This window comes from Micrococcus sp. CS26 (assembly GCF_055522295.1).
In genome coordinates this window covers 1-17,419 of the sequence record NZ_JBVFVY010000008.1, presented here as the reverse complement: position 1 = coordinate 17,419, position 17,419 = coordinate 1, and the positions used below count along the sequence as shown (strand labels likewise).

The window sequence follows — 17,419 nt, the reverse complement described above, 5'->3', positions numbered from 1 at the left end:
CGGCCGGCCCCGCGCGCGACGGGCGCGGGGCTCAGGCCTCCGCGAGCACCTCGGAGGTGACGCGGACGTCCTTCTGGGGGTCCAGGCCGAGCTCGTCGGCCACGGCCGTGGCGACGGAGGGCAGGGTGAGGACGCCGTCGTGCGCGTTGAGGCCCCCGGCGAAGCCCTCGTCCGCGGCCAGCGCGGCGCGCCATCCGAGGTCGGCGATGCGCTTGATGTAGGGCAGCGTCGCGTTGGTCAGGGCCGAGGTGGAGGTCTGCGGCACGGCGCCGGGCATGTTGGAGACGCAGTAGTAGATCTTGTCCCCCACGAGGTACGTCGGATCCTGGTGGGTGGTGGCCCGCGAGTTCTCGAAGCAGCCGCCCTGGTCGATCGCGATGTCCACCAGCACGGAGCCGGGCCGCATGGACTCCACCATCTCGGCGGTCACCAGCTTCGGGGCCGCGGCGCCGGGGATCAGCACGGAGCCGATCACGAGGTCCGCGTCCGCCACGGTCTCGCCGATGTTCAGGTGGGACGAGGCCAGCGTGCGGATCCGACCCTGGTGGACGGCGTCCAGCTGCGCGAGCCGCTCGAGGGAGATGTCCAGGACGGTCACGTCCGCGCCCATGCCCGCGGCGATCACGGCCGCCGCCTCGCCGGCCACCCCTCCGCCGATCACGGCCACCCGGGCGCGGCGGGTGCCGGGCACGCCGCCCATCAGCACGCCCAAGCCGCCCTGCGGCTGGAGGAGGTGGTAGGCGCCCGCGGCGGGGGCCAGGCGGCCGGCCACCTGGCTCATGGGGGCCAGCAGCGGCAGGGAGCGACCGCGGGTGACCGTCTCGTAGGCGATCGCCGTCGTGCCGGCGTCCAGGATCGCCCGCGTGCACGCGGGGGAGGCGGCCAGGTGCAGATAGGTGAAGAGGACCTGGCCGCGGCGCAGGCGGCCGTATTCCTCCGGCTGCGGCTCCTTGACCTTGAGGACCAGCTCGGCGCGCTCCCAGAGCTCGTCGACGTCGTCGACCAGCTCGGCGCCGGCGTCGCGGTAGTCCTGGTCCGAGGCGCCGGAGCCGACGCCGGCCCCCGACTGCACGAGGACCTGGTGGCCTGCGCGCACCAGCTCCTGGACCCCGCCCTGCGTCAGGGCCACACGGAACTCGTTGTTCTTCACTTCGGTGGGCACGGCGACCAACATGCGGCGAATCTAGCCCATCCGGCCCGTTCCGGCGAGGGCGCGGGGGCCGCTGCGCGGTCGCCGGTGCCGCCGTCACCGCGGTGCCCGTCCCGTCATACTGGTGCGGTGACTCCCGCGCTGATCTCCCTCGTGGCCGTGCTCCTGCTCCTGGTGGGGCTGGTGGGCACCGTGTACCCCGTCCTGCCCGGCTCGCTGCTCAACCTCGTGACGGCTCTCGGGTGGGCCGCGCTGCTGGGTTCCCCCGCGTCCTGGACGTTCGGCGTCATCGCGGCCGGTCTCGCCGTGGCGGGGCTGAGCGCGTCCGCGGTGCTGACCGGCCGACGGCTGCGACGTGAACGCGTCACCCGCGGCCCGATCCTGTGGGGGGTGGCCGGCGCCGCCGTCGGGTTCTTCGTGATCCCGGTGGTAGGGCTGTTCCTCGGCTTCGCCGTCGGCCTGTTCGCCTCCCAGTGGGCCCGCACCCGGGACGCCCGGGCCGCGCTCAGCAGCTCGATCGGCGCGCTCACGGCCATGGGCATGGGCATGCTCGTGGAGTTCTGCTGTGCGCTGGGCTCGCTGACCGCCGTGGGCGTGGGCGCCCTGGTGCACGGCGTCACCGCCTGAACCGCCGGAGCCGTCCGTCCGGCGGGACCCCGCGCGCGCCGGACCCTTCGCCGGCTCAGCCGCCGGCGGGCACCCTGCCGGTCTGGGCGAGGGCGGCGAAGCCGAGGACGTGCTCCCGCAGCTCCTGCGCGGCCGCCCGGCCGTCCCCGGCGGCGGAGGCGGCGAGGATCCGCCGATGGTCGGCCTGCAGGCCGGCGCGCACGGCGGGCCAGTCGGACAGCCCGGCCACGGTCTCGGTCACGTAGCCGATGGTCGCCTGGCGCAGGGAGTCCAGCATCATCGCCGTCACGACGTTCCCGCCCAGGGTGGCCAGCCGCACATGGAACTCGGTGTCGAGCAGGTGGAAGTCCTCTTCCGGCAGCGCGGGGTCGTCCATCCGGTCCAGCAGGGTTTCCACCTCGGCCAGGACGGCGACGCTCTCGGGGTCGCCGGAGGTGGCGGCGGCCGCCTGCGCCGCATCGGTCTCGAGGAGCACGCGCGCGGCGACGACGTCGGCCATCGGCAGGGACCGGGTGGCGATGTGCAGGCGCAGCGCCCAGCCCAGCGCCGCGGACGGCTCGGAGACGACGACGGCGCCCGAGTTCGGCCCGGAGCCGGCGCTGGCGCGGATCAGGCCCATGGCCTCGAGCATCCGGGTGGCCTCCCGCACGGACGCCCGGGAGATGCCGAAGCGTTCGGCCAGGGTGCGTTCGCCGGGCAGCTTGTCCCCCACGACCACGGCGCCGGAGCGCAGCTCGGCCTCGAGCCAGTCGAGCACGATGGTGTAGGCGGGGGCAGCGGTCATGGACGGACCTTCCGAGGGGGCGGGGCGGCGACCGTCCATCCTACCGATGGACGCCGCCCCGCTCGGGTGGTGCAGGCGGTCAGCCCGCCGCCGGCAGCATCCACGCCAGCACGTTGGACTGCAGGTACACGAGCGTGCACACCGCCAGCAGGAGCAAGAGCGACCACACCACCACGCGGCGCAGGATCTCGGACTCCCGGCCCTCCATGCCGACCGCCGTCGCGGCGATCGCCAGGGACTGCGGGGAGATCATCTTGCCCACGACGCCGCCGGAGGTGTTGGCGGCCACCAGCAGGGCCGGATCGGCGCCGATGTTCGTGGCGGCGGTCTGCTGCAGGGTGGAGAACAGGGCGTTCGCGGAGGTGTCCGAGCCGGTCACGGCGGTGCCGAGCCAGCCGAGCACCGGGGACAGGAACACGAAGGCCGCGCCCAGGCCGGCCACCCACGTGCCCATGGCGACCGTCTGGCCCGAGAAGTTCATGACGTAGGCCAGGGAGAGCACGATCACGATCGTCAGGGCGGACCAGCGCATGCGGGCGAAGCAGCGGCCGATCTCGGCGAGCGCGTTCCCCACCGAGAGCGGGAACCGGCCGTCGTGGTCGAACCGGGAGTAGACCACGGCCATGATCAGGCCGGCGATCAGCAGCAGCGTGCCGGGGGAGGCCAGCCACTCGAACTTGTACACGGTGCTCGCCAGGGGCGCGCCGGAGGCGTCGACGAGGTGCCCGTCGAGCCCGGGCCACGGGATCTTGGCGGTGGCGGAGTTCAGGGCCGCGGTGATCGAGGGGACCAGCTTGGCCAGGGCGAACACGGCCACGACCACGATGTAGGGCAGCACGGCCATGAAGATCCGGCCGGGGGTGAGGTCCTGCGCCGCCGCGCGGGCGGGGGCGTCGAGGCGCTGGCGGGCCTCCTCGGCGCCCCGCGGCCGCCAGAAGCGCAGCAGCAGGACGGCGGCGGCGAGGGAGACCAGGGAGGCCACGACGTCGGTGAGCTCGTAGGAGAAGTAGGTCGAGGCCAGCCAGATGGCGACGGCGAAGCTCGCGCCGATCACGATCAGTGCCGGCCACGTCTGCCGCACGCCGCGCAGCCCGTCGATGATGAACACGAGCAGGAACGGCACGAACACGGCCACGAACGGGGCCTGGTGGCCGACGATCGCGCCGATGTGCGTGGCGGGGATGCCGGTGAGCGTGCCCGCGGTGGTGATGGGGGTGCCCACGGCGCCGAAGGCCACGGGCGCGGTGTTCGCCAGCAGCACGGCGGTGGCCGCCCGCAGCGGGGGCACACCCAGGCCGAGCACCATGGTGGCCGTGATGGCCACGGGGGCGCCGAAGCCGGCGAGGGCCTCGAGCAGGCCGCCGAAGCAGAACGCGATGAGCACGGCCTGGATGCGGATGTCTCCGCCGCCGAGCGAGTCGAAGATCGCGCGCATGTCGTCGAATCGCCCGGAGAGCACGGTGACCTGGTAGAACCACAGCGCCATCACGACGATCCAGACGATCGGGAACAGGCCGAAGGTCGCTCCCTGGGCGGCGGCCAGCGCCGCCAGGTGGGCCGGCATGTGGAAGCCCAGCACGGCCACGAGCAGGGCCACCACGAGCGCGGCGAGCCCCGACTGCCAGGCCTTGAGGCGCAGACCGAGGAGGGTGGCGAAGAACGTCAGCAGGGGCAGGACGCCGAGCGCGGCGGAGAGCGCGACGCTGCCGGCGGCATCGGGGGTGGGGGTGAAGGTGTGCACGGGGGTCTCCCGGTGGGCGAGGGGACGGGGCGGGATCCGGTCGGGCCGGTGATGGTCGGACCACTGTGGTCAGACCAAGGAGCGTACTGTGAGGGCGGTCACCTCGCAAGAGGCTGGCATGATATGGTCTGACCACTACGGCACCCGTGTGCTGCGGCACCGCACGGCGCCCCAGGCGCCCCGTCCGGAACGGAGACCGGCATGAGAATCGCCCTGTTCGCCACGTGCATCGTGGACGCGATGTACCCCAAGGTGGCCCTCGCCACCGTCCGCATCCTCGAGCGGCTCGGCCATGAGGTCGTCTTCCCGCCCGGCCAGGTCTGCTGCTCGCAGATGCACGTCAACAGCGGATACATGGAGGACGCCCTGCCCGTCGTGCGCAACCACGTCCGCACCTTCATGAAGGCCGACTACGACCTCGCCGTCGCCCCCTCCGCCTCCTGCGTGGCCTCGCTCGGCCACCAGCAGCCGGACGTCGCCCGCTCCGGCGGGGACGAGGGTCTGGCCCGCGACGCCGAGGTCGTCGCCTCCCGCACCCTCGAGCTGTCGCAGCTGCTCACGGACGTCCTCGGGGTGACGGACGCCGGGGCCCAGCTCGGCTCCTGGTTCCCGCACACCGTGACCTACCACCCCTCCTGCCACGGCATGCGCCTGCTGCGCCTGGGCTCGCGCCAGGAGGACCTGCTGCGCACCGTCGCGGACATCGACCTGCGACCGCTGCCGGACGCCGAGGAGTGCTGCGGCTTCGGCGGCACCTTCTCCCTGAAGAACCCGGACGTCTCCGCCGCCATCGCGGAGGAGAAGATCGAGAAGGTCACCGCGTCCGGCGCCTCCCTCTGCACGGGCGGCGACGCCTCCTGCCTGCTCCACCTGGACGGGGCCATGCACCGTCGCGAGGCGCGCGGCCAGGACGGCCGCCCGCTGCGCACCGTGCACCTCGCCGAGATCCTCGCGGCCACCCGGGAGAACCCGCTCGAGGTCGACGGCCCCGTCGAACTGTCCATCCCCGCGTCCGCCGGCGCCCGCCGCGGACCGTCCGCCCGTGTTGAGGAGGCCCGCCGATGAGCACCGCACCCACCCGCGTGCGCCTGGGAATGCCCACCGTCCGCCCCGTCCACGGCGAGGGCGAGATCCTGCTGAACACCCCGTTCCCCGAGTCTGCCCGCGAGCAGCTGGGGAACGGTCAGATGCGCGCCAACATCCGCCGGGCCACGCACACCATCCGTGCCAAGCGTGCCGGCGTCGTCGAGGAGCTGCCGGACTGGCAGGAGCTGCGCGCCGCCGGCTCCGCGCTGAAGCAGTCCGTCATGGCGGACCTGCCCGCGCTCCTGGAGCGGCTCGAGTCCGAGGTCACCGCGCGCGGCGGCGTCGTGCACTGGGCCCGGGACGCGGCCGAGGCCAACCGCATCATCACGGAGCTCGTCACCGCCAAGGGCGTGGACGAGGTGATCAAGGTCAAGTCCATGGCCACCCAGGAGATCGGCCTGGACGCCGCGCTCGAGCATGCCGGCGTGGCCGCCGTCGAGACGGACCTGGCCGAGCTCATCGTCCAGCTCGGCCACGACCGGCCCAGCCACATCCTCGTCCCGGCGATCCATCGCAATCGCCGGGAGATCCGGGATATCTTCCTCCGGGAGATGCCGGACACGGACGAGAGCCTCACCTCCGAGCCGGCCGATCTGGCCGAGGCCGCACGCCGGCACCTGCGCGAGAAGTTCCTGAGCACGAAGGTGGCGATCTCCGGGGCGAACTTCGGCGTCGCCGAGACGGGCACGCTCTCCGTCGTCGAGTCGGAGGGCAACGGCCGCATGTGCCTGACCCTGCCGGAGACGCTGATCACCGTGATGGGCATCGAGAAGCTCGTGCCCACCTTCGAGGACCTCGAGGTGTTCCTGCAGCTGCTGCCGCGCTCGTCCACGGGCGAGCGGATGAACCCGTACACCTCCATGTGGACGGGCGTCACCGAGGGCGACGGTCCTCAGGAGTTCCACCTGGTCCTGCTGGACAACGGCCGCTCCGCGGTGCTGTCCGACCCGAAGGGCCGTTCCGCGCTGCACTGCATCCGCTGCTCGGCGTGCATGAACGTGTGCCCCGTGTACGAGCAGACCGGCGGCCACGCCTACGGCTCGGTCTACCCGGGCCCGATCGGCGCGATCCTCTCCCCGCAGCTCACCGGTGTGGACGCGGGGGAGAACGGCACCCTGCCCTACGCCTCCACGCTGTGCGGCGCGTGCTACGACGTCTGCCCCGTGGCCATCGACATCCCCTCGATCCTCATCCACCTCCGGGACGAGGACGTGCAGGCCACCCACGCCGCCCGGAAGGCCCTGCGCACGGAGAAGGACGCCGCTGCCGGCCCCCTGGCCCGCGCCAAGGCGGCGGTGGAGTCCGTCACGCCCTCGCAGATGGACGTGGCGATGAAGGGCGCCTCCGTGGTGATGTCCTCGGGTCGGCGCATGTCGCTGGCCGAGCGGGGCCTGGGGTTGGGCCGGGTCGCGGCCGGGCCGGACCGGGTGCTCGGCTGGCTGCCGGGCATCGCCGGCGGGTGGACCGACGAGCGTGACGTGCCGGCGCCCCCGCGGGAGTCCTTCCGCAACTGGTGGGCCCGCCACAAGGATGAGACCGAGCACCGGACCGCCCTGGACGGCGTCGCCGGGCTGGACCGCCAGGAGGACGAGCACGTCGAGGAGGACGGACGATGAGCGAGGCGAAGGCCGAGATCCTGCGGCGCATCCGCGAGGCGACGGCGGACGGGCCGGTCGCGGACCCGGTGCAGCGCACCTACCGGCGGACCTCCTCCCGGGACCGGGCCGAGGTGGTGGAGATGCTGCGCGATCGGCTGATCGACTACCGGGCCTCCGTGCGGGACGAGACCGAGGAGACGGTGGCCGCGGCCATCGCCGAGCTGCTCGGCCCGGACGCCCGGTACGTGGTGCCGGCCGGCCTGGAGCCGGACTGGCTCCCCACGGACTCCCGCGGGGCAGGCCGGGAGCGCATCACGGAGCCCGCGGTGGGCCACACGGGGGAGCGGGCCGCGGTCCGCGGCGCCCACGACGGCGAGCGCGAGCCCCTCAGCGTGGACGCGCTGAACGAGGTGGACGCGGTGGTGACGTCCTCGACGGTCTCCTGCGCGGAGACCGGGACGATCTTCCTCAGCGGCCGCCCGGACGAGGGCCGCCGGGCGATCACCCTGGTCCCGGACCACCACGTGTGCATCGTGCCGCTGGACTCCGTGGTGGAGCTCTTCCCGGAGGCGCTGGCCCGCGTGGAGGCGACGGCGCCGATCACCATGATCTCCGGGCCCTCGGCCACGAGCGACATCGAGCTCGAGCGCGTCGAAGGCGTGCACGGGCCGCGCCGCCTGGACGTGATCCTGCTCGACCGCGCTCGCTGACGCGGGCGCGGTCGGGCAGGGATCGGGCGGGTCAGACCCCCTCGACGACGGCGCCGCCGGCGCGGCCCGTCTCGAGGCGGTCCTGACGCTCCCGTACGCCGCTGTACAGGGCGACGAACAGCAGCGCGAGACCGGCGGTCACGAGCATGTGCCCGAGCCCGGCGATGCCCGGGATGGCGGCCGAGGTCTCGGCGGGGGTCAGGCGGACGACCGCGTCGAGGGCGAGGACCACCAGGGTCACGGGCCGCCCCCGGCGGAGGCCTCAGATGATCGAGCGGCCCTCCCGACGGGCCGCGGCCCAGTCGGCGAAGAAGCCGCGGGCGATCGAGACGAGGACGGCCAGCACGAGGACGGGCCACATCAGGACGTACAGGGTCAGACCGACGGTCATGCGGATGCTCCTTGCGAGTCGGGGGACGGGGGGGATCAGGACGCAGGGGCCGAGGCGCGCTCGACCTGCGGCAGGTCCTCGGTCGCGGGGTCGAAGTCGCCGGTCACGCGCGCGATCCGGTCGAAGTCGAAGTCCCGGCCGGAGCGGACGGAGAGCCCCCAGCAGACGAGGAAGGACACGGCGTAGGCCACGAGCGAGCCCGTGAGGGTGGCGTAGTCCCGCAGGAAGCCGTAGCCGAGGAACAGCATCACGACCGAGGCGATCGCGCCGACCACGACTGCCGGGCGCAGGCCGAAGAAGCCGAAGCACATGATGCCCAGCACGACGCCCACGCCGAGGATCGCGAGGGTCTCCACCACGAACGCCCAGGCGCCCTCGAGCGGGATCCACTCGAAGCGCACGGGCAGGAACACGGTCAGCGCGGCGAGGACGGACACCGTGAACGCGACGTTGGTGATCCTGCCCCAGTAGAAGGACGCGATCACGGGGAACACGAGGCAGCCCCACAGGGCGCCCACGAAGACCAGCAGGTCGAGGATGTCGAACTTGGCGGTGGCGAAGTACAGGGCCGCCGCCGTCGCCACGATCATGGTGATGCGGCCGATCAGCAGCATGGTCTTCGGGTCGGCGTTCTGGCGGCCGACCGACTGGCCGTAGACGTCCGTCATCACGATCGACGAGAGGGCGGACAGGTCCGAGTCGGCGGTGGAGGACAGCGAGCCGATGATCATCAGGAACGCCAGGGCCACGAGCGCCAGCGGCAGGTGGTCGGCGACCATCTGGGGCAGGAGGTTGTTGACGTCGCCGTCGAGCGGCTCGACGCCCAGGTAGAGCGCCATGACGCCGAGCATGCCGACGCCGATCACGGTGCCGCCGTACCCGAGGGTGGCCGTGATGAAGGTGGGCTTGATGAGGTCCTCACGCACGGCGAAGAGGCGCTGGGCGATGGTCTGGTTGCCGATCGCGTAGGCCAGCACCGCGGCGATGTACGGCGCGCCCTGGTTCATGAACGCGTCGGAGGAGAAGAAGCTCTGCTGCTGGGCCGTGACGTGGCCGGCCTCGACACCGGCCTGGAACATGCCCGGGCCGCCCGCGGCGAAGAACACGGCGGGGATGATGATGACGGTCGCGCCGAGCATGGCCATCACCTGCGCGAAGTCGGTGAGCACGGAGGCGCGGAAGCCGGACCACAGGGTGTACAGCAGCACGCCCGCGGCCACGATCAGGATGCCCGCGCCGAAGGACAGCGGGGACAGCAGGGAGATCAGGGCGCCGCCGGCGATGAAGTTGGAGGTCAGGGAGATGACGGAGCCGAGCACGTTGGAACCGGCCAGCATGAGCTGCGAGGAGCGGCCGTGCCGGGCGTACATGACCTCGGCGAGGGTGTGGGCGCGCGGCGCGACCGCGCGGATGCGGCGGCCGAACGGGTAGATGAACAGGATCATCAGGGCGCCCCAGAGGCCGTAGTGGAGGGGGCCGGAGACGCCGTACGTGTAGCCGGCGGTCACGGAGGCGTACATGGAGGCGGCCCAGATCCAGGTGGCCGTCATGGAGGCGGCGGACACGCCGAAGCCGATCTGATTGCCGGCCGTCATGTAGGCGTCGGCGTTCTCCTTCTTCTTGGAGATGGCCACGGACATGATCATGGTCCCGCCGTAGAACAGCGCGACGAGCAGGATCACCCCGATCACGCCGAGCTGGGTCAGGGATGCTGCGTCCTGGGAGGGCGGCATCGGACTTCCTTTCGCACGAGTGACTGTGGACGTCCCGGTCCCCCGGCGCGGTCCGGTCAGGGCACGGCTCCGCAGGGCGGAGGGTGGCGTACCGATCACGTCGCGGCCAGGGGCCGGGGAGGTGGAGGGCATCCCGCCGGGTCCCGAGTCCACGAACGGCGAGCTCTCTGCTCAAGCCATCGCGGTCCCTCGGCCCTGGGCGGCGCTGTCAACACCGGCATCCTGGCGGAACGAGCCCACCCGGATGGCGCGATCATCACATGGTCGGCGCAGAAATGGCAAAAACATAGAGCCTTTTCAGCAGGGCGGGGACCATGAGTGCCCGGCGCAGAAGCCGGACAGAATGGGCGGATGACCGTTCCTTCCGGCTCCCCGGCCGCTCCCTCCACCCCCGCTTCCCGACGACGGCGCCGCGCCCTGACGGCGGCGCTGACCGTCGCCGTCGTGGTGCAGCTGGTGGTGCTGTACCTGCCGGGCGAGCAGGTGCCGGAGGCCGGATTCGCCGTGCCGGGGCTGGACAAGGCGATCCACGTGGCCGTGTTCGCGCTGCCCGCGTTCCTCGCGGTGTGGCGGGGGCGGAGCGCATGGTGGGCGCTGCCGTTCGCGGTGCACGCGCCGGTGAGCGAGCTCGTGCAGCACGCGTGGGTGCCGCTGCGGACGGGGGACCCGGTGGATGTCGTCGCGGATCTGGCGGGTGTGGTGCTCGGCGTGCTCGCCGCGTGGCGCCGCCGGATTGGAGGATCGGGGGCGTCGGGCGTATGATGGTCCGGTGCACTCCCGCGGGAGGGCATGACCTGGGGCTATAGCTCAGTTGGTAGAGCGTTTCGTTCGCAATGAAAAGGTCAGGGGTTCAATTCCCCTTAGCTCCACGGACCGTCCCGGTCCGCGATCCTCGAGGTCGCGGGCCGGGACTTTCTCGTGACGGGGGCGTGTGCGCCTGCCCTGCCCTCACCCCCGGGAGGGGGGGCGGCGCTTCCGGGGGGACCCCCCGGGTGTCTACAGTGCCGGGGTACGTCAGCGCGGACGTGATGCGGTCGTGTCACCGCAGGTCAGTCGCGCTTCTGCCGCCCCGCACGGGGCCGTTCGGCCCGGCCCGGGCCGGGAAGGGGACGCCGATGCGCATCAGCGTGCTCACCCACATGCTCCACCCCATCCGTTCGCCCTACGAGGGCGGGCTGGAGATGCACACGGCCATGACCGTGGAGCACCTCGTGCGCCGGGGCCACGACGTCACGGTCTACGCGCGGGAGGGCACCCGGGTGCCGGGCGACGTCGTCGCCGTGCTGCCCGCCGAGGGCGCCGGCCCGGGCCGCGCGGGCGCCCGCGTGCGCGAGGAGGCCGCCCGCCGGGCCTGCGCGCTGATCCTCGACGACGACTCCGACGCCGTCCTGAACAACTCCCTCTCTCCGGCGCCGCTCGAGCTGCTGCGCGCCCGCCCCATGGTCACCGTCCTGCACACGCCGGCCACGCTGGCGGAGGTGCTGGCCGTCGTCGACGCCCCGGGCTGGACGGCCCCCGACCACCATCGGTGGGCCTCGGTGTCCGCGTCGAACGCGCTGGCCTGGCAGCATCGGCTGCCGCGGGTGGACGTGGTGCCCAACGGGATCGAGCTGCACCAGTGGGTCTCCGACGCCGTCCCCGTGCGCGGCCGCGCCGTGTGGTCGGGCCGGATCACGGCGGAGAAGGGCCTGCACGTGGCGATCGACGCCGCCCGGATCGCGGGCATGGAGCTGCACTTCGCCGGGCCGATCTCGGACGAGGAGTACCACGCCCGCGAGGTCGTGCCGCGGCTCGGTCCGGACACCGTCTACCACGGCCACCTCGACCATCACGCGCTGCCGCACATGCTCGCCACGGGCGAGGTCTTCCTGGCCACCCCCCTGTGGGCCGAGCCGTTCGGGCTCGCCGTGGTCGAGGCCATGGCGCTCGGCGTGCCGGTGGCCGCGCTGCTCAGCGGCGCGATGGGGGAGATCGTCGCCCCGCAGGCCGGCGCACTGGCCGTGCACCACACGGCGCAGGAGCTCGCGGTCTCGATCCGTCACGCCCGCCGCAAGGACCGGGGACGCGTGCGCGCGTGGGCCTGCCGGTTCAGCGCGGAGACCATGGTGGAGGGCTACGTGGACCTGCTCGAGCAGGCCGCCGAGGACGCCCGTGACCTCGCCGCCGCCGAGGACGCGTACGGGTTCGACCCGCAGGGGGTCCCGCGCCCGTCCGCCGATGCGGCGGACCTGGAGTCCCTCTGATGGCTCCGGCCCGCAGGCGGGTCCTCTACTACGCCCACCAGCACGGGGCGGGGCACCTACGGCACGCCGCCGGCCTGGCGTCGACCGGGGCGTTCGACGTGACGGTCGTGACCGCCCACCCCCGGGCGGCCGAACTGCTGCCCGCGGACGTCCCCGTCATCCCGCTGCCCTCGGACCTCGTGCCCGGCCACCAGCAGCCGGCCCGCTCACCCCTGCACTGGTCCCCGGTGGGGACCGAGATCCGGGCGCGCTTCGACGCCCTCCACGCGGCGGCGCAACGGGTGGACCCGGACGTGTGCGTGGTGGACGTGTCCGTGGAGGCGGCCCTGTTCCTGCGCCTGGCGGGCTGGCCCGTGCTGCACCGCCGCATGCACGGCGAGCGCACCGACCCCGCGCACGCCCTCGTCTACGCCGAGGCCGACGGCCTCTTCGCCCACTACGCCGCCGAGCTCGAGGTCCCCGCCTGGCGCGCCGCCCACGCGGACCGGGTCACCTACCTCGGGGTCGCGGACGTCACCGGCCGGCTCGGCACCCGCGCCACGACGACGTCGTCCGCCGGCGCCGCCCCGCGCGTCGCCGTGATCGCCGGGACAGGCGGCGGCGGGGTGCGGGCCGCGGACCTGGCCCGGGCGGCATCCGCCGTGCCGGAGGCGACGTGGGAGGTGTACGGCCCGATCGCCGGGGTGGGCGATCCGGAGGCGCCGGGCGGGCTCGCGGCGGAGGCGATGCCCGCCACCGTGACGCTGCACGGCTGGGTCCAGGCGCCGGCCCGCCGGGCCGCGGACGCCGACGTCGTGGTGGTCTCGGCCGGGCACAACGCCGTGGTGGACGCCGCCCGCTCCGGCCGCCCCGTGGTGCTCGCCCCCGAGCCGCGGCCGTTCGACGAGCAGCGCGTGTTCGTCCGCGAGATCCACCGGGCCGCGGGCGTGCCGTGGTGCGCGTGGGAGGACCCGGACGCCGACTGGGCCGGCGCGGTGCGCGGCGCCCTCGCGGACCCGGCCGCCGCCGACCGGCTCGCGGGCCTGCTGCTCGTGGCGCCGGGCGAGTACCGGCGGCGCTGGGAGGCGGCGATCGAGGGCGCCCTGGGCTGAGTCCGCCCCGCCGCCCCCGGCCGTCACGGCGCTCAGTACGCGGCGTCGTCGCGGCGGGCGGCCGTCAGCTCCGCCTCCGTCGGGTGACGCAGCAGCTCGAGCCGCTCGCCCTCGGGGTCCCACGCGATCAGCCCCGCGTCCGCGAACGCGCGCAGCCACCCCTCCATGGCCCATCGGCCGTGCACCTGCCGGAAGCGGCGGGCGTTGACCAGGATGTCCTCGAGGTGGTGCAGCGGCGGGGTCATCACGCCGTGGTGCTGGTGGAACGCCTCGGCGGGGCTGAACCGCAGCGTCAGGCCGGCGTCGCGGGCGCGGAAGGCCAGGTCCGTGTCCTCGGCGCCGTAGCCGGTGAAGCCCGCGTCGAAACAGCCGATGCGGGCCAGGTCCGCGCGCCGCAGTGCCAGGATCAGCGTCCACACGAGGTGCCACTCGTCCGAGGGGCCGGCGGTCAGGTGCGCGCGCGCCCGGTGGGGCACGGAGAGGCGGCGCAGCAGGGCGTCGGCGCGGTGCGAGGTCAGGTCGGCCTCCCCGACGTCGCGGGTCCAGCCCGGCCGCAGGTAGCGGGGCCGGCCCATCACCACGGACCCGGGGTGGGCCGCGACCTCGGTGGCCAGCACGCCGACGGTCTCGGCGGCCGGGATGCAGTCCACGTCGAGGAAGACGAGGATCTCGCCGGTGGCGAGCTCGGCCGCGCGGTTGCGGGCCTGCGCCAGGGGCAGCCCGGCGTCGGCGGCCACGTGCCCCACGGTGACGGGCAGGTCCGTGGCCGGGACGCGCCCGTCCGGCTGGCCCATGAACACCACGACCACCTGGTCCGGGCGGCGGTGAGAGCGCTCCAGCCCGGCGATCACGCGGGCCAGGTGCGCGTCCCGGTGCCCCGTGATGACCAGCACCGACACGCTCGGCAGCGCCCCGCGCGCCCGGGCGAGGGCCTCGCGGTAGACCGCCACGTGGGCGGCCGCCACGCGACGGCGCTGCCGGGCCCGGGCGGCGGGATCGGCGGGGGCCGTGCGCGCGCGGGCGCGCACCAGCGTCTCGAGCGCGTCGGCGAGGGAGTCGGGATCCTCCGGGTCGAACGCGGCGAGCGAGTCGGGGCTCAACCAGGCGCCGGACTGGTCCGCGATGTGCCCGATGTCCGCGACGGCCACCGGCACCCCCAGGTCCCGGCACATCTCCACCCAGCCCGAGTGGGTGCCGATGCGGTACGGCAGCACGGACACGTCCACGTCGCGCAGCAGCGCGTGCAGGGCGGGGTCGTCGAGCCGGTCGTGCTGCCACAGCTCGAAGCCGTGGTGGGCGCAGCCCGCGCGCAGCGCGGCCAGGGCGTCCTCGTCCTGCACGGTGTCCTGGACCTCCACGGTCACCCGCGCGTCGAGGCCGTGGTCGGCCAGCGTCGCGACGGCGGCGGCGAGCACCGGCAGCAGCGCCACCGGGGCCACCTGGGCCCGCAGGTCCTTGGCGTGCACCAGCAGGCGGGCGGGGGCGGCCGCGCCGTCGCCGTCGTCGGACGCGTCGGGGGGCAGCAGGCCGGGCTCCGCGCCGGGGGCGTCGTCGTCACCCTGCGCCACGAGGTCCTCGAGCGGGACGATGTGCGGGTGGGGGACCACGAGGGCGCGCACGCCGTAGTCGCGGGCGAGGGTCGCCGCGGCGCCGGGGGTGAGCGTGAGCACGGCGTCCGCGCGGCCCAGCAGCACGGCCAGGCGGTCCCGGTGGGGGCCCTGGTCCGTCAGGTGCGGGTTCTCGAGGTCGTGCACGGTCACGACGACGGCGCCCCCGTGCGCGTGCTGCGCGTCCAGGGCGGCGGCCAGCTGGGCGGGGCTGAAGTGCTCGAAGCCGAAGTGCACGTGCAGCACGTCCGGGCGGTGCTCGGCCAGCCACTCCGCGTGCAGGGCCCGGGGCGGCCACCACTGGTGCGCGGGCGCGCCCGGCACCGGCGGGTCCGGCAGGAACTCCACGTCCGGCGCGGCGCCCGGGTCGAGGGGGCGGATCGCGCGGGTGTACGGGTGCTGCGCGGGCACGTGCTGGACGGTGATGCTCACGGGGGAGGGCCTCCTGACCTGGGGGATGCGATGCCGCGCGGGCGGCGTGTCCCCGTCCCGGGCCGGGGGTCGCGGAATCTAGTCTGTCAGGGCAGGATCGGAGAATCGGAGCAGCGGCATCCTGTCCGTTCCGGCGCGCCGCCGCGTCGAGGAGCGCCGCCGCAGGTGAAGGGGATCGTGGACGTGGACTCGCAGCCGCAGGGACGTGTGCTGTACGTGACCGTGGGCGCGCCGGAGCACGGCGTGGTGCGCCAAGGCCGGCAGACCGCCGCCGCCCTCCGTCGGGTGGGCGCCGAGGTGGAGCTGCTCACGGCGGAGGACGTCGCGGCGTTCCGGGGCCTCGTGCCCCTGCTGGAGGAGGCGCGCGCGCTGGGCGCCGCCGTGCACCTGGACGTCACGGACGCGCTGTTCGGCCCCACCGCGACCGCCGCCGCGGACCTGCTCGTCGACGTCCTGCCCGAGGGCACCACGCTCACCCTGCACGACATCCCGCAGCCCGCCGAGGGCGACGGCCGCTACCGCCGCCGCGGCGAGGCATACGCGCGGCTCGCCCAGGCGGTGGACGGCGTCGTGGTCTCCTCACAGCACGAGCGGGCGCTGCTGGCGGACCTGGTGGACGTGGCCGCGGACGTGGTCCCGCTGCCCGTGGAGGACCGCCGGGCCGCGGCCGCCCGCGCCGAGCCGGTGGTGCCGGAGAGCATGGCCGGCCTCGACCGGGACCTCGTGCTCTTCGGCTTCGTCTACCCGGGCAAGGGGCACGCCCTCGCCCTGGAGGCCCTCACCGAACTGCACCGCCAGTGGGGCCCGGACTCCGGGGCGCCGCGCCGGCTGACGGCGCTCGGACCCGTCAGCATCGGGCATGACGACCTCGTGGCGGAGCTGACCCGCGACGCCGAGGCGCGCGGCCTGGAGTTCCGCGTCACCGGGTTCGTGCCGGACGAGTTCGCGGACGCGGCCCTGCTCTCGGCGGGCATCCCGTTCGCGGCGCACCGCAACGTGTCCGCGTCCGGGTCCCTGGCGGCGTGGACCTCGGTGGGACGGCGGGCGATCGCCTCCGCCGGCCGCTACACGGAGGAGATGGAGAGGCTGCGCCCGGGCACCCTGCGGCTCGTGCACCCGAACGGGTCGCCGGCCTACGCGATGGCCGAGGCCATCGCCGAAGCGGTCGAGGACCCCGAACGCACGTGGCTGGACCCCGGCGTGGACCTCTCGCCCGGGGCCGAGGACTGCGCGCGGATGCTCTTCGACGTGCTCCGCCGCGTGCACAGGTGGACGTGAGCGCCGCCGTCTCCGTGGTGGTGCCCTACTACCGGGCCCAGGCGGACCTCGACCGGCTCACGGCCGCGCTCGCGGCCCAGGAGGGCGTGGCCGGCGGGCTGCAGCTCGTGGTGGCCGACGACGGCTCGCCCGTCCCGCCCCGGCTGGACCCGGGCCTGCCGTTCGACGTGGTGACCGTGCGCCAGCAGGACCGCGGGTTCCGCGCCTCGGCGGCCCGGGCGCTCGGGGCGGAGGCGGCCGACGGCGACGTGCTCGCCTTCCTCGACGGGGACATGCTCCCCGAGCCCGGGTACCTCGCCGCGGCCCTGACGGCGGTGGCCGAGGCGCCCCGGGACGCCGCGGTGGTGGGCCGGCGGCGGCACCTGGCCGAGGCCTGGCTGGAACGGGCCTGGGCGCACGGATGGCGGCCCGGGCACGAGGTGCCCGCGGACGCCCGCCTGGCCGAGCCGGCCTGGCTGCGCGAGGGGTACCGCGCCACGGACGACCTGCGCCGCGCCGACTCCACCGGCTACCGGTACGTCATCTCGGCCGTGCTCACGGTGGCGCGCGAGGTCTACGAGGACGGCGGCGGCTTCGACCCCGCCTTCGTGGGCTACGGCGGGGAGGACTGGGAGCTGGCGCACCGGCTGTGGCGCGTGGGGGCGGCCCTGCACCACGCGCCGGACGCCGTGGCGTGGCAGGCCGGCGCCGACTTCGGCGGACGCGGCGACGCCGCCGAGGCCGCCCGGGTGAAGGCCCGCGAGGCGCTCGTGCTTGCCTCGCGCATCCCCGCGACGACGGCCCGCGGCCACGGCCTGTCCCTGGCCGGCCCGCTGCGGGTCGAGGCGCGAGTGCGGGTGCCGGAGGGCGCGGACGGCGCGGCGGCGGCCGTGGTGGCGGTGGACGCCGTGCTGTGCGCGGCACCGGGGGCGCGGGTCGGCGTCGTAGGCGGCCTCGACGAGGCGGCGG

General features: G+C 74.5%; 16 protein-coding genes and 1 tRNA gene. 10 read left to right on the top strand and 7 right to left on the bottom strand.

Annotated elements, in window-relative coordinates:
• Positions 1-31 precede the first annotated feature (31 nt).
• The gene (gene ald, locus ACZ1IK_RS05285) at positions 32-1,174 is read right to left on the bottom strand and encodes an alanine dehydrogenase (protein WP_041102622.1); all 1,143 of its coding nucleotides are present in this window, start codon (positions 1,172-1,174) and stop codon (positions 32-34) included.
• Positions 1,175-1,279: 105 nt separating this feature from the next.
• Between ald and ACZ1IK_RS05280 the strand changes: the two genes are divergently transcribed.
• Positions 1,280-1,777: a DUF456 domain-containing protein gene (locus ACZ1IK_RS05280; RefSeq protein WP_036339666.1), complete on the top strand. Its 498-nt coding sequence runs from the start codon at positions 1,280-1,282 to the stop codon at positions 1,775-1,777.
• Positions 1,778-1,832: 55 nt separating this feature from the next.
• Here the strand turns inward: ACZ1IK_RS05280 and ACZ1IK_RS05275 are convergent, their stop codons facing one another.
• Together ACZ1IK_RS05275 and ACZ1IK_RS05270 are read right to left on the bottom strand one after the other, a co-directional pair.
• Complete coding sequence (locus ACZ1IK_RS05275; protein WP_036313468.1) at positions 1,833-2,561, bottom strand: FadR/GntR family transcriptional regulator; 729 nt, start codon at positions 2,559-2,561, stop codon at positions 1,833-1,835.
• A 79-nt stretch (positions 2,562-2,640) separates the two neighbouring features.
• Positions 2,641-4,302: an L-lactate permease gene (locus tag ACZ1IK_RS05270; RefSeq protein WP_041102623.1), complete on the bottom strand. Its 1,662-nt coding sequence runs from the start codon at positions 4,300-4,302 to the stop codon at positions 2,641-2,643.
• Between the two features lie 201 nt (positions 4,303-4,503).
• Between ACZ1IK_RS05270 and ACZ1IK_RS05265 the strand changes: the two genes are divergently transcribed.
• The 3 genes from ACZ1IK_RS05265 to ACZ1IK_RS05255 are packed head-to-tail and all read left to right on the top strand — an operon-like array spanning position 4,504 to position 7,696.
• Complete coding sequence (locus ACZ1IK_RS05265) at positions 4,504-5,367, top strand: (Fe-S)-binding protein (protein ID WP_036339657.1); 864 nt, start codon at positions 4,504-4,506, stop codon at positions 5,365-5,367.
• Entirely contained in the window at positions 5,364-7,004 is a 1,641-nt protein-coding gene (locus tag ACZ1IK_RS05260) for a LutB/LldF family L-lactate oxidation iron-sulfur protein (RefSeq protein WP_060974161.1), read from the top strand. The genes ACZ1IK_RS05265 and ACZ1IK_RS05260 overlap by 4 nt, the downstream gene beginning before the upstream one ends.
• Positions 7,001-7,696 (top strand): LutC/YkgG family protein, encoded by a 696-nt coding sequence (locus ACZ1IK_RS05255; protein WP_020624126.1) that lies wholly within the window; start codon positions 7,001-7,003, stop codon positions 7,694-7,696. The genes ACZ1IK_RS05260 and ACZ1IK_RS05255 overlap by 4 nt, the downstream gene beginning before the upstream one ends.
• A 31-nt stretch (positions 7,697-7,727) precedes the next feature.
• On the opposite strand, the gene ACZ1IK_RS05250 is transcribed toward ACZ1IK_RS05255, so the two are convergent.
• The 3 genes from ACZ1IK_RS05250 to ACZ1IK_RS05240 are packed head-to-tail and all read right to left on the bottom strand — an operon-like array spanning position 7,728 to position 9,820.
• Entirely contained in the window at positions 7,728-7,937 is a 210-nt protein-coding gene (locus ACZ1IK_RS05250; protein ID WP_095353745.1) for a hypothetical protein, read from the bottom strand.
• A 21-nt stretch (positions 7,938-7,958) separates the two neighbouring features.
• Positions 7,959-8,087, bottom strand: a complete 129-nt coding sequence (locus ACZ1IK_RS05245; RefSeq protein WP_210411798.1) for a putative transporter small subunit — start codon at positions 8,085-8,087, stop codon at positions 7,959-7,961.
• 35 nt (positions 8,088-8,122) lie between these two features.
• Positions 8,123-9,820 carry a sodium:solute symporter family protein gene (locus ACZ1IK_RS05240; protein WP_465098377.1) on the bottom strand — a complete coding sequence of 566 codons (1,698 nt, stop codon included), beginning with the start codon at positions 9,818-9,820 and terminating at the stop codon, positions 8,123-8,125.
• A 351-nt stretch (positions 9,821-10,171) separates the two neighbouring features.
• Here ACZ1IK_RS05240 and ACZ1IK_RS05235 point away from each other — a divergent pair, with 351 nt between their 5' ends.
• The 4 genes from ACZ1IK_RS05235 (at position 10,172) to ACZ1IK_RS05220 (ending at position 13,154) form a co-directional block, all read left to right on the top strand.
• Positions 10,172-10,582 carry a VanZ family protein gene (locus ACZ1IK_RS05235; RefSeq protein ID WP_465098376.1) on the top strand — a complete coding sequence of 137 codons (411 nt, stop codon included), beginning with the start codon at positions 10,172-10,174 and terminating at the stop codon, positions 10,580-10,582.
• A 34-nt stretch (positions 10,583-10,616) separates the two neighbouring features.
• A tRNA-Ala gene (locus ACZ1IK_RS05230) sits at positions 10,617-10,689 on the top strand.
• Positions 10,690-10,935: 246 nt separating this feature from the next.
• Positions 10,936-12,063, top strand: a complete 1,128-nt coding sequence (locus tag ACZ1IK_RS05225; RefSeq protein ID WP_267715232.1) for a glycosyltransferase — start codon at positions 10,936-10,938, stop codon at positions 12,061-12,063.
• The gene (locus ACZ1IK_RS05220) at positions 12,063-13,154 is read left to right on the top strand and encodes a glycosyl transferase (protein ID WP_465098375.1); all 1,092 of its coding nucleotides are present in this window, start codon (positions 12,063-12,065) and stop codon (positions 13,152-13,154) included. Before ACZ1IK_RS05225 ends, ACZ1IK_RS05220 begins: the two co-directional genes overlap by 1 nt.
• Before the next feature lie 32 nt (positions 13,155-13,186).
• Here ACZ1IK_RS05220 and ACZ1IK_RS05215 read toward each other — a convergent pair whose 3' ends face one another.
• A complete protein-coding gene (locus ACZ1IK_RS05215; RefSeq protein WP_465098374.1) occupies positions 13,187-15,193 on the bottom strand; it encodes a glycosyltransferase in 2,007 nt (668 codons plus the stop codon).
• Positions 15,194-15,358: 165 nt separating this feature from the next.
• On the opposite strand from ACZ1IK_RS05215, the gene ACZ1IK_RS05210 reads away from it, so the two are divergent.
• Both ACZ1IK_RS05210 and ACZ1IK_RS05205 read left to right on the top strand, forming a co-directional pair.
• Entirely contained in the window at positions 15,359-16,471 is a 1,113-nt protein-coding gene (locus tag ACZ1IK_RS05210) for a glycosyltransferase family protein (RefSeq protein WP_465098373.1), read from the top strand.
• The coding region (locus tag ACZ1IK_RS05205) for a glycosyltransferase (protein ID WP_465098372.1) at positions 16,468-17,419 on the top strand (952 nt) is incomplete at its 3' end. The genes ACZ1IK_RS05210 and ACZ1IK_RS05205, both read left to right, overlap by 4 nt.

Excerpts from the sequence above, each read along its gene's own strand:
- ACZ1IK_RS05245 (WP_210411798.1), bottom strand. The coding sequence starts at position 8,087 with ATGACCGTCGGTCTGACCCTGTACGTCCTGATGTGGCCCGTCCTCGTG.
- ACZ1IK_RS05265 (WP_036339657.1), top strand. The coding sequence starts at position 4,504 with ATGAGAATCGCCCTGTTCGCCACGTGCATCGTGGACGCGATGTACCCC.
- ACZ1IK_RS05255 (WP_020624126.1), top strand. The coding sequence starts at position 7,001 with ATGAGCGAGGCGAAGGCCGAGATCCTGCGGCGCATCCGCGAGGCGACG.
- ACZ1IK_RS05240 (WP_465098377.1), bottom strand. The coding sequence starts at position 9,820 with ATGCCGCCCTCCCAGGACGCAGCATCCCTGACCCAGCTCGGCGTGATC.
- ACZ1IK_RS05225 (WP_267715232.1), top strand. The coding sequence starts at position 10,936 with ATGCGCATCAGCGTGCTCACCCACATGCTCCACCCCATCCGTTCGCCC.
- ald (WP_041102622.1), bottom strand. The coding sequence starts at position 1,174 with ATGTTGGTCGCCGTGCCCACCGAAGTGAAGAACAACGAGTTCCGTGTG.
- ACZ1IK_RS05220 (WP_465098375.1), top strand. The coding sequence starts at position 12,063 with ATGGCTCCGGCCCGCAGGCGGGTCCTCTACTACGCCCACCAGCACGGG.
- ACZ1IK_RS05275 (WP_036313468.1), bottom strand. The coding sequence starts at position 2,561 with ATGACCGCTGCCCCCGCCTACACCATCGTGCTCGACTGGCTCGAGGCC.
- ACZ1IK_RS05235 (WP_465098376.1), top strand. The coding sequence starts at position 10,172 with ATGACCGTTCCTTCCGGCTCCCCGGCCGCTCCCTCCACCCCCGCTTCC.
- ACZ1IK_RS05260 (WP_060974161.1), top strand. The coding sequence starts at position 5,364 with ATGAGCACCGCACCCACCCGCGTGCGCCTGGGAATGCCCACCGTCCGC.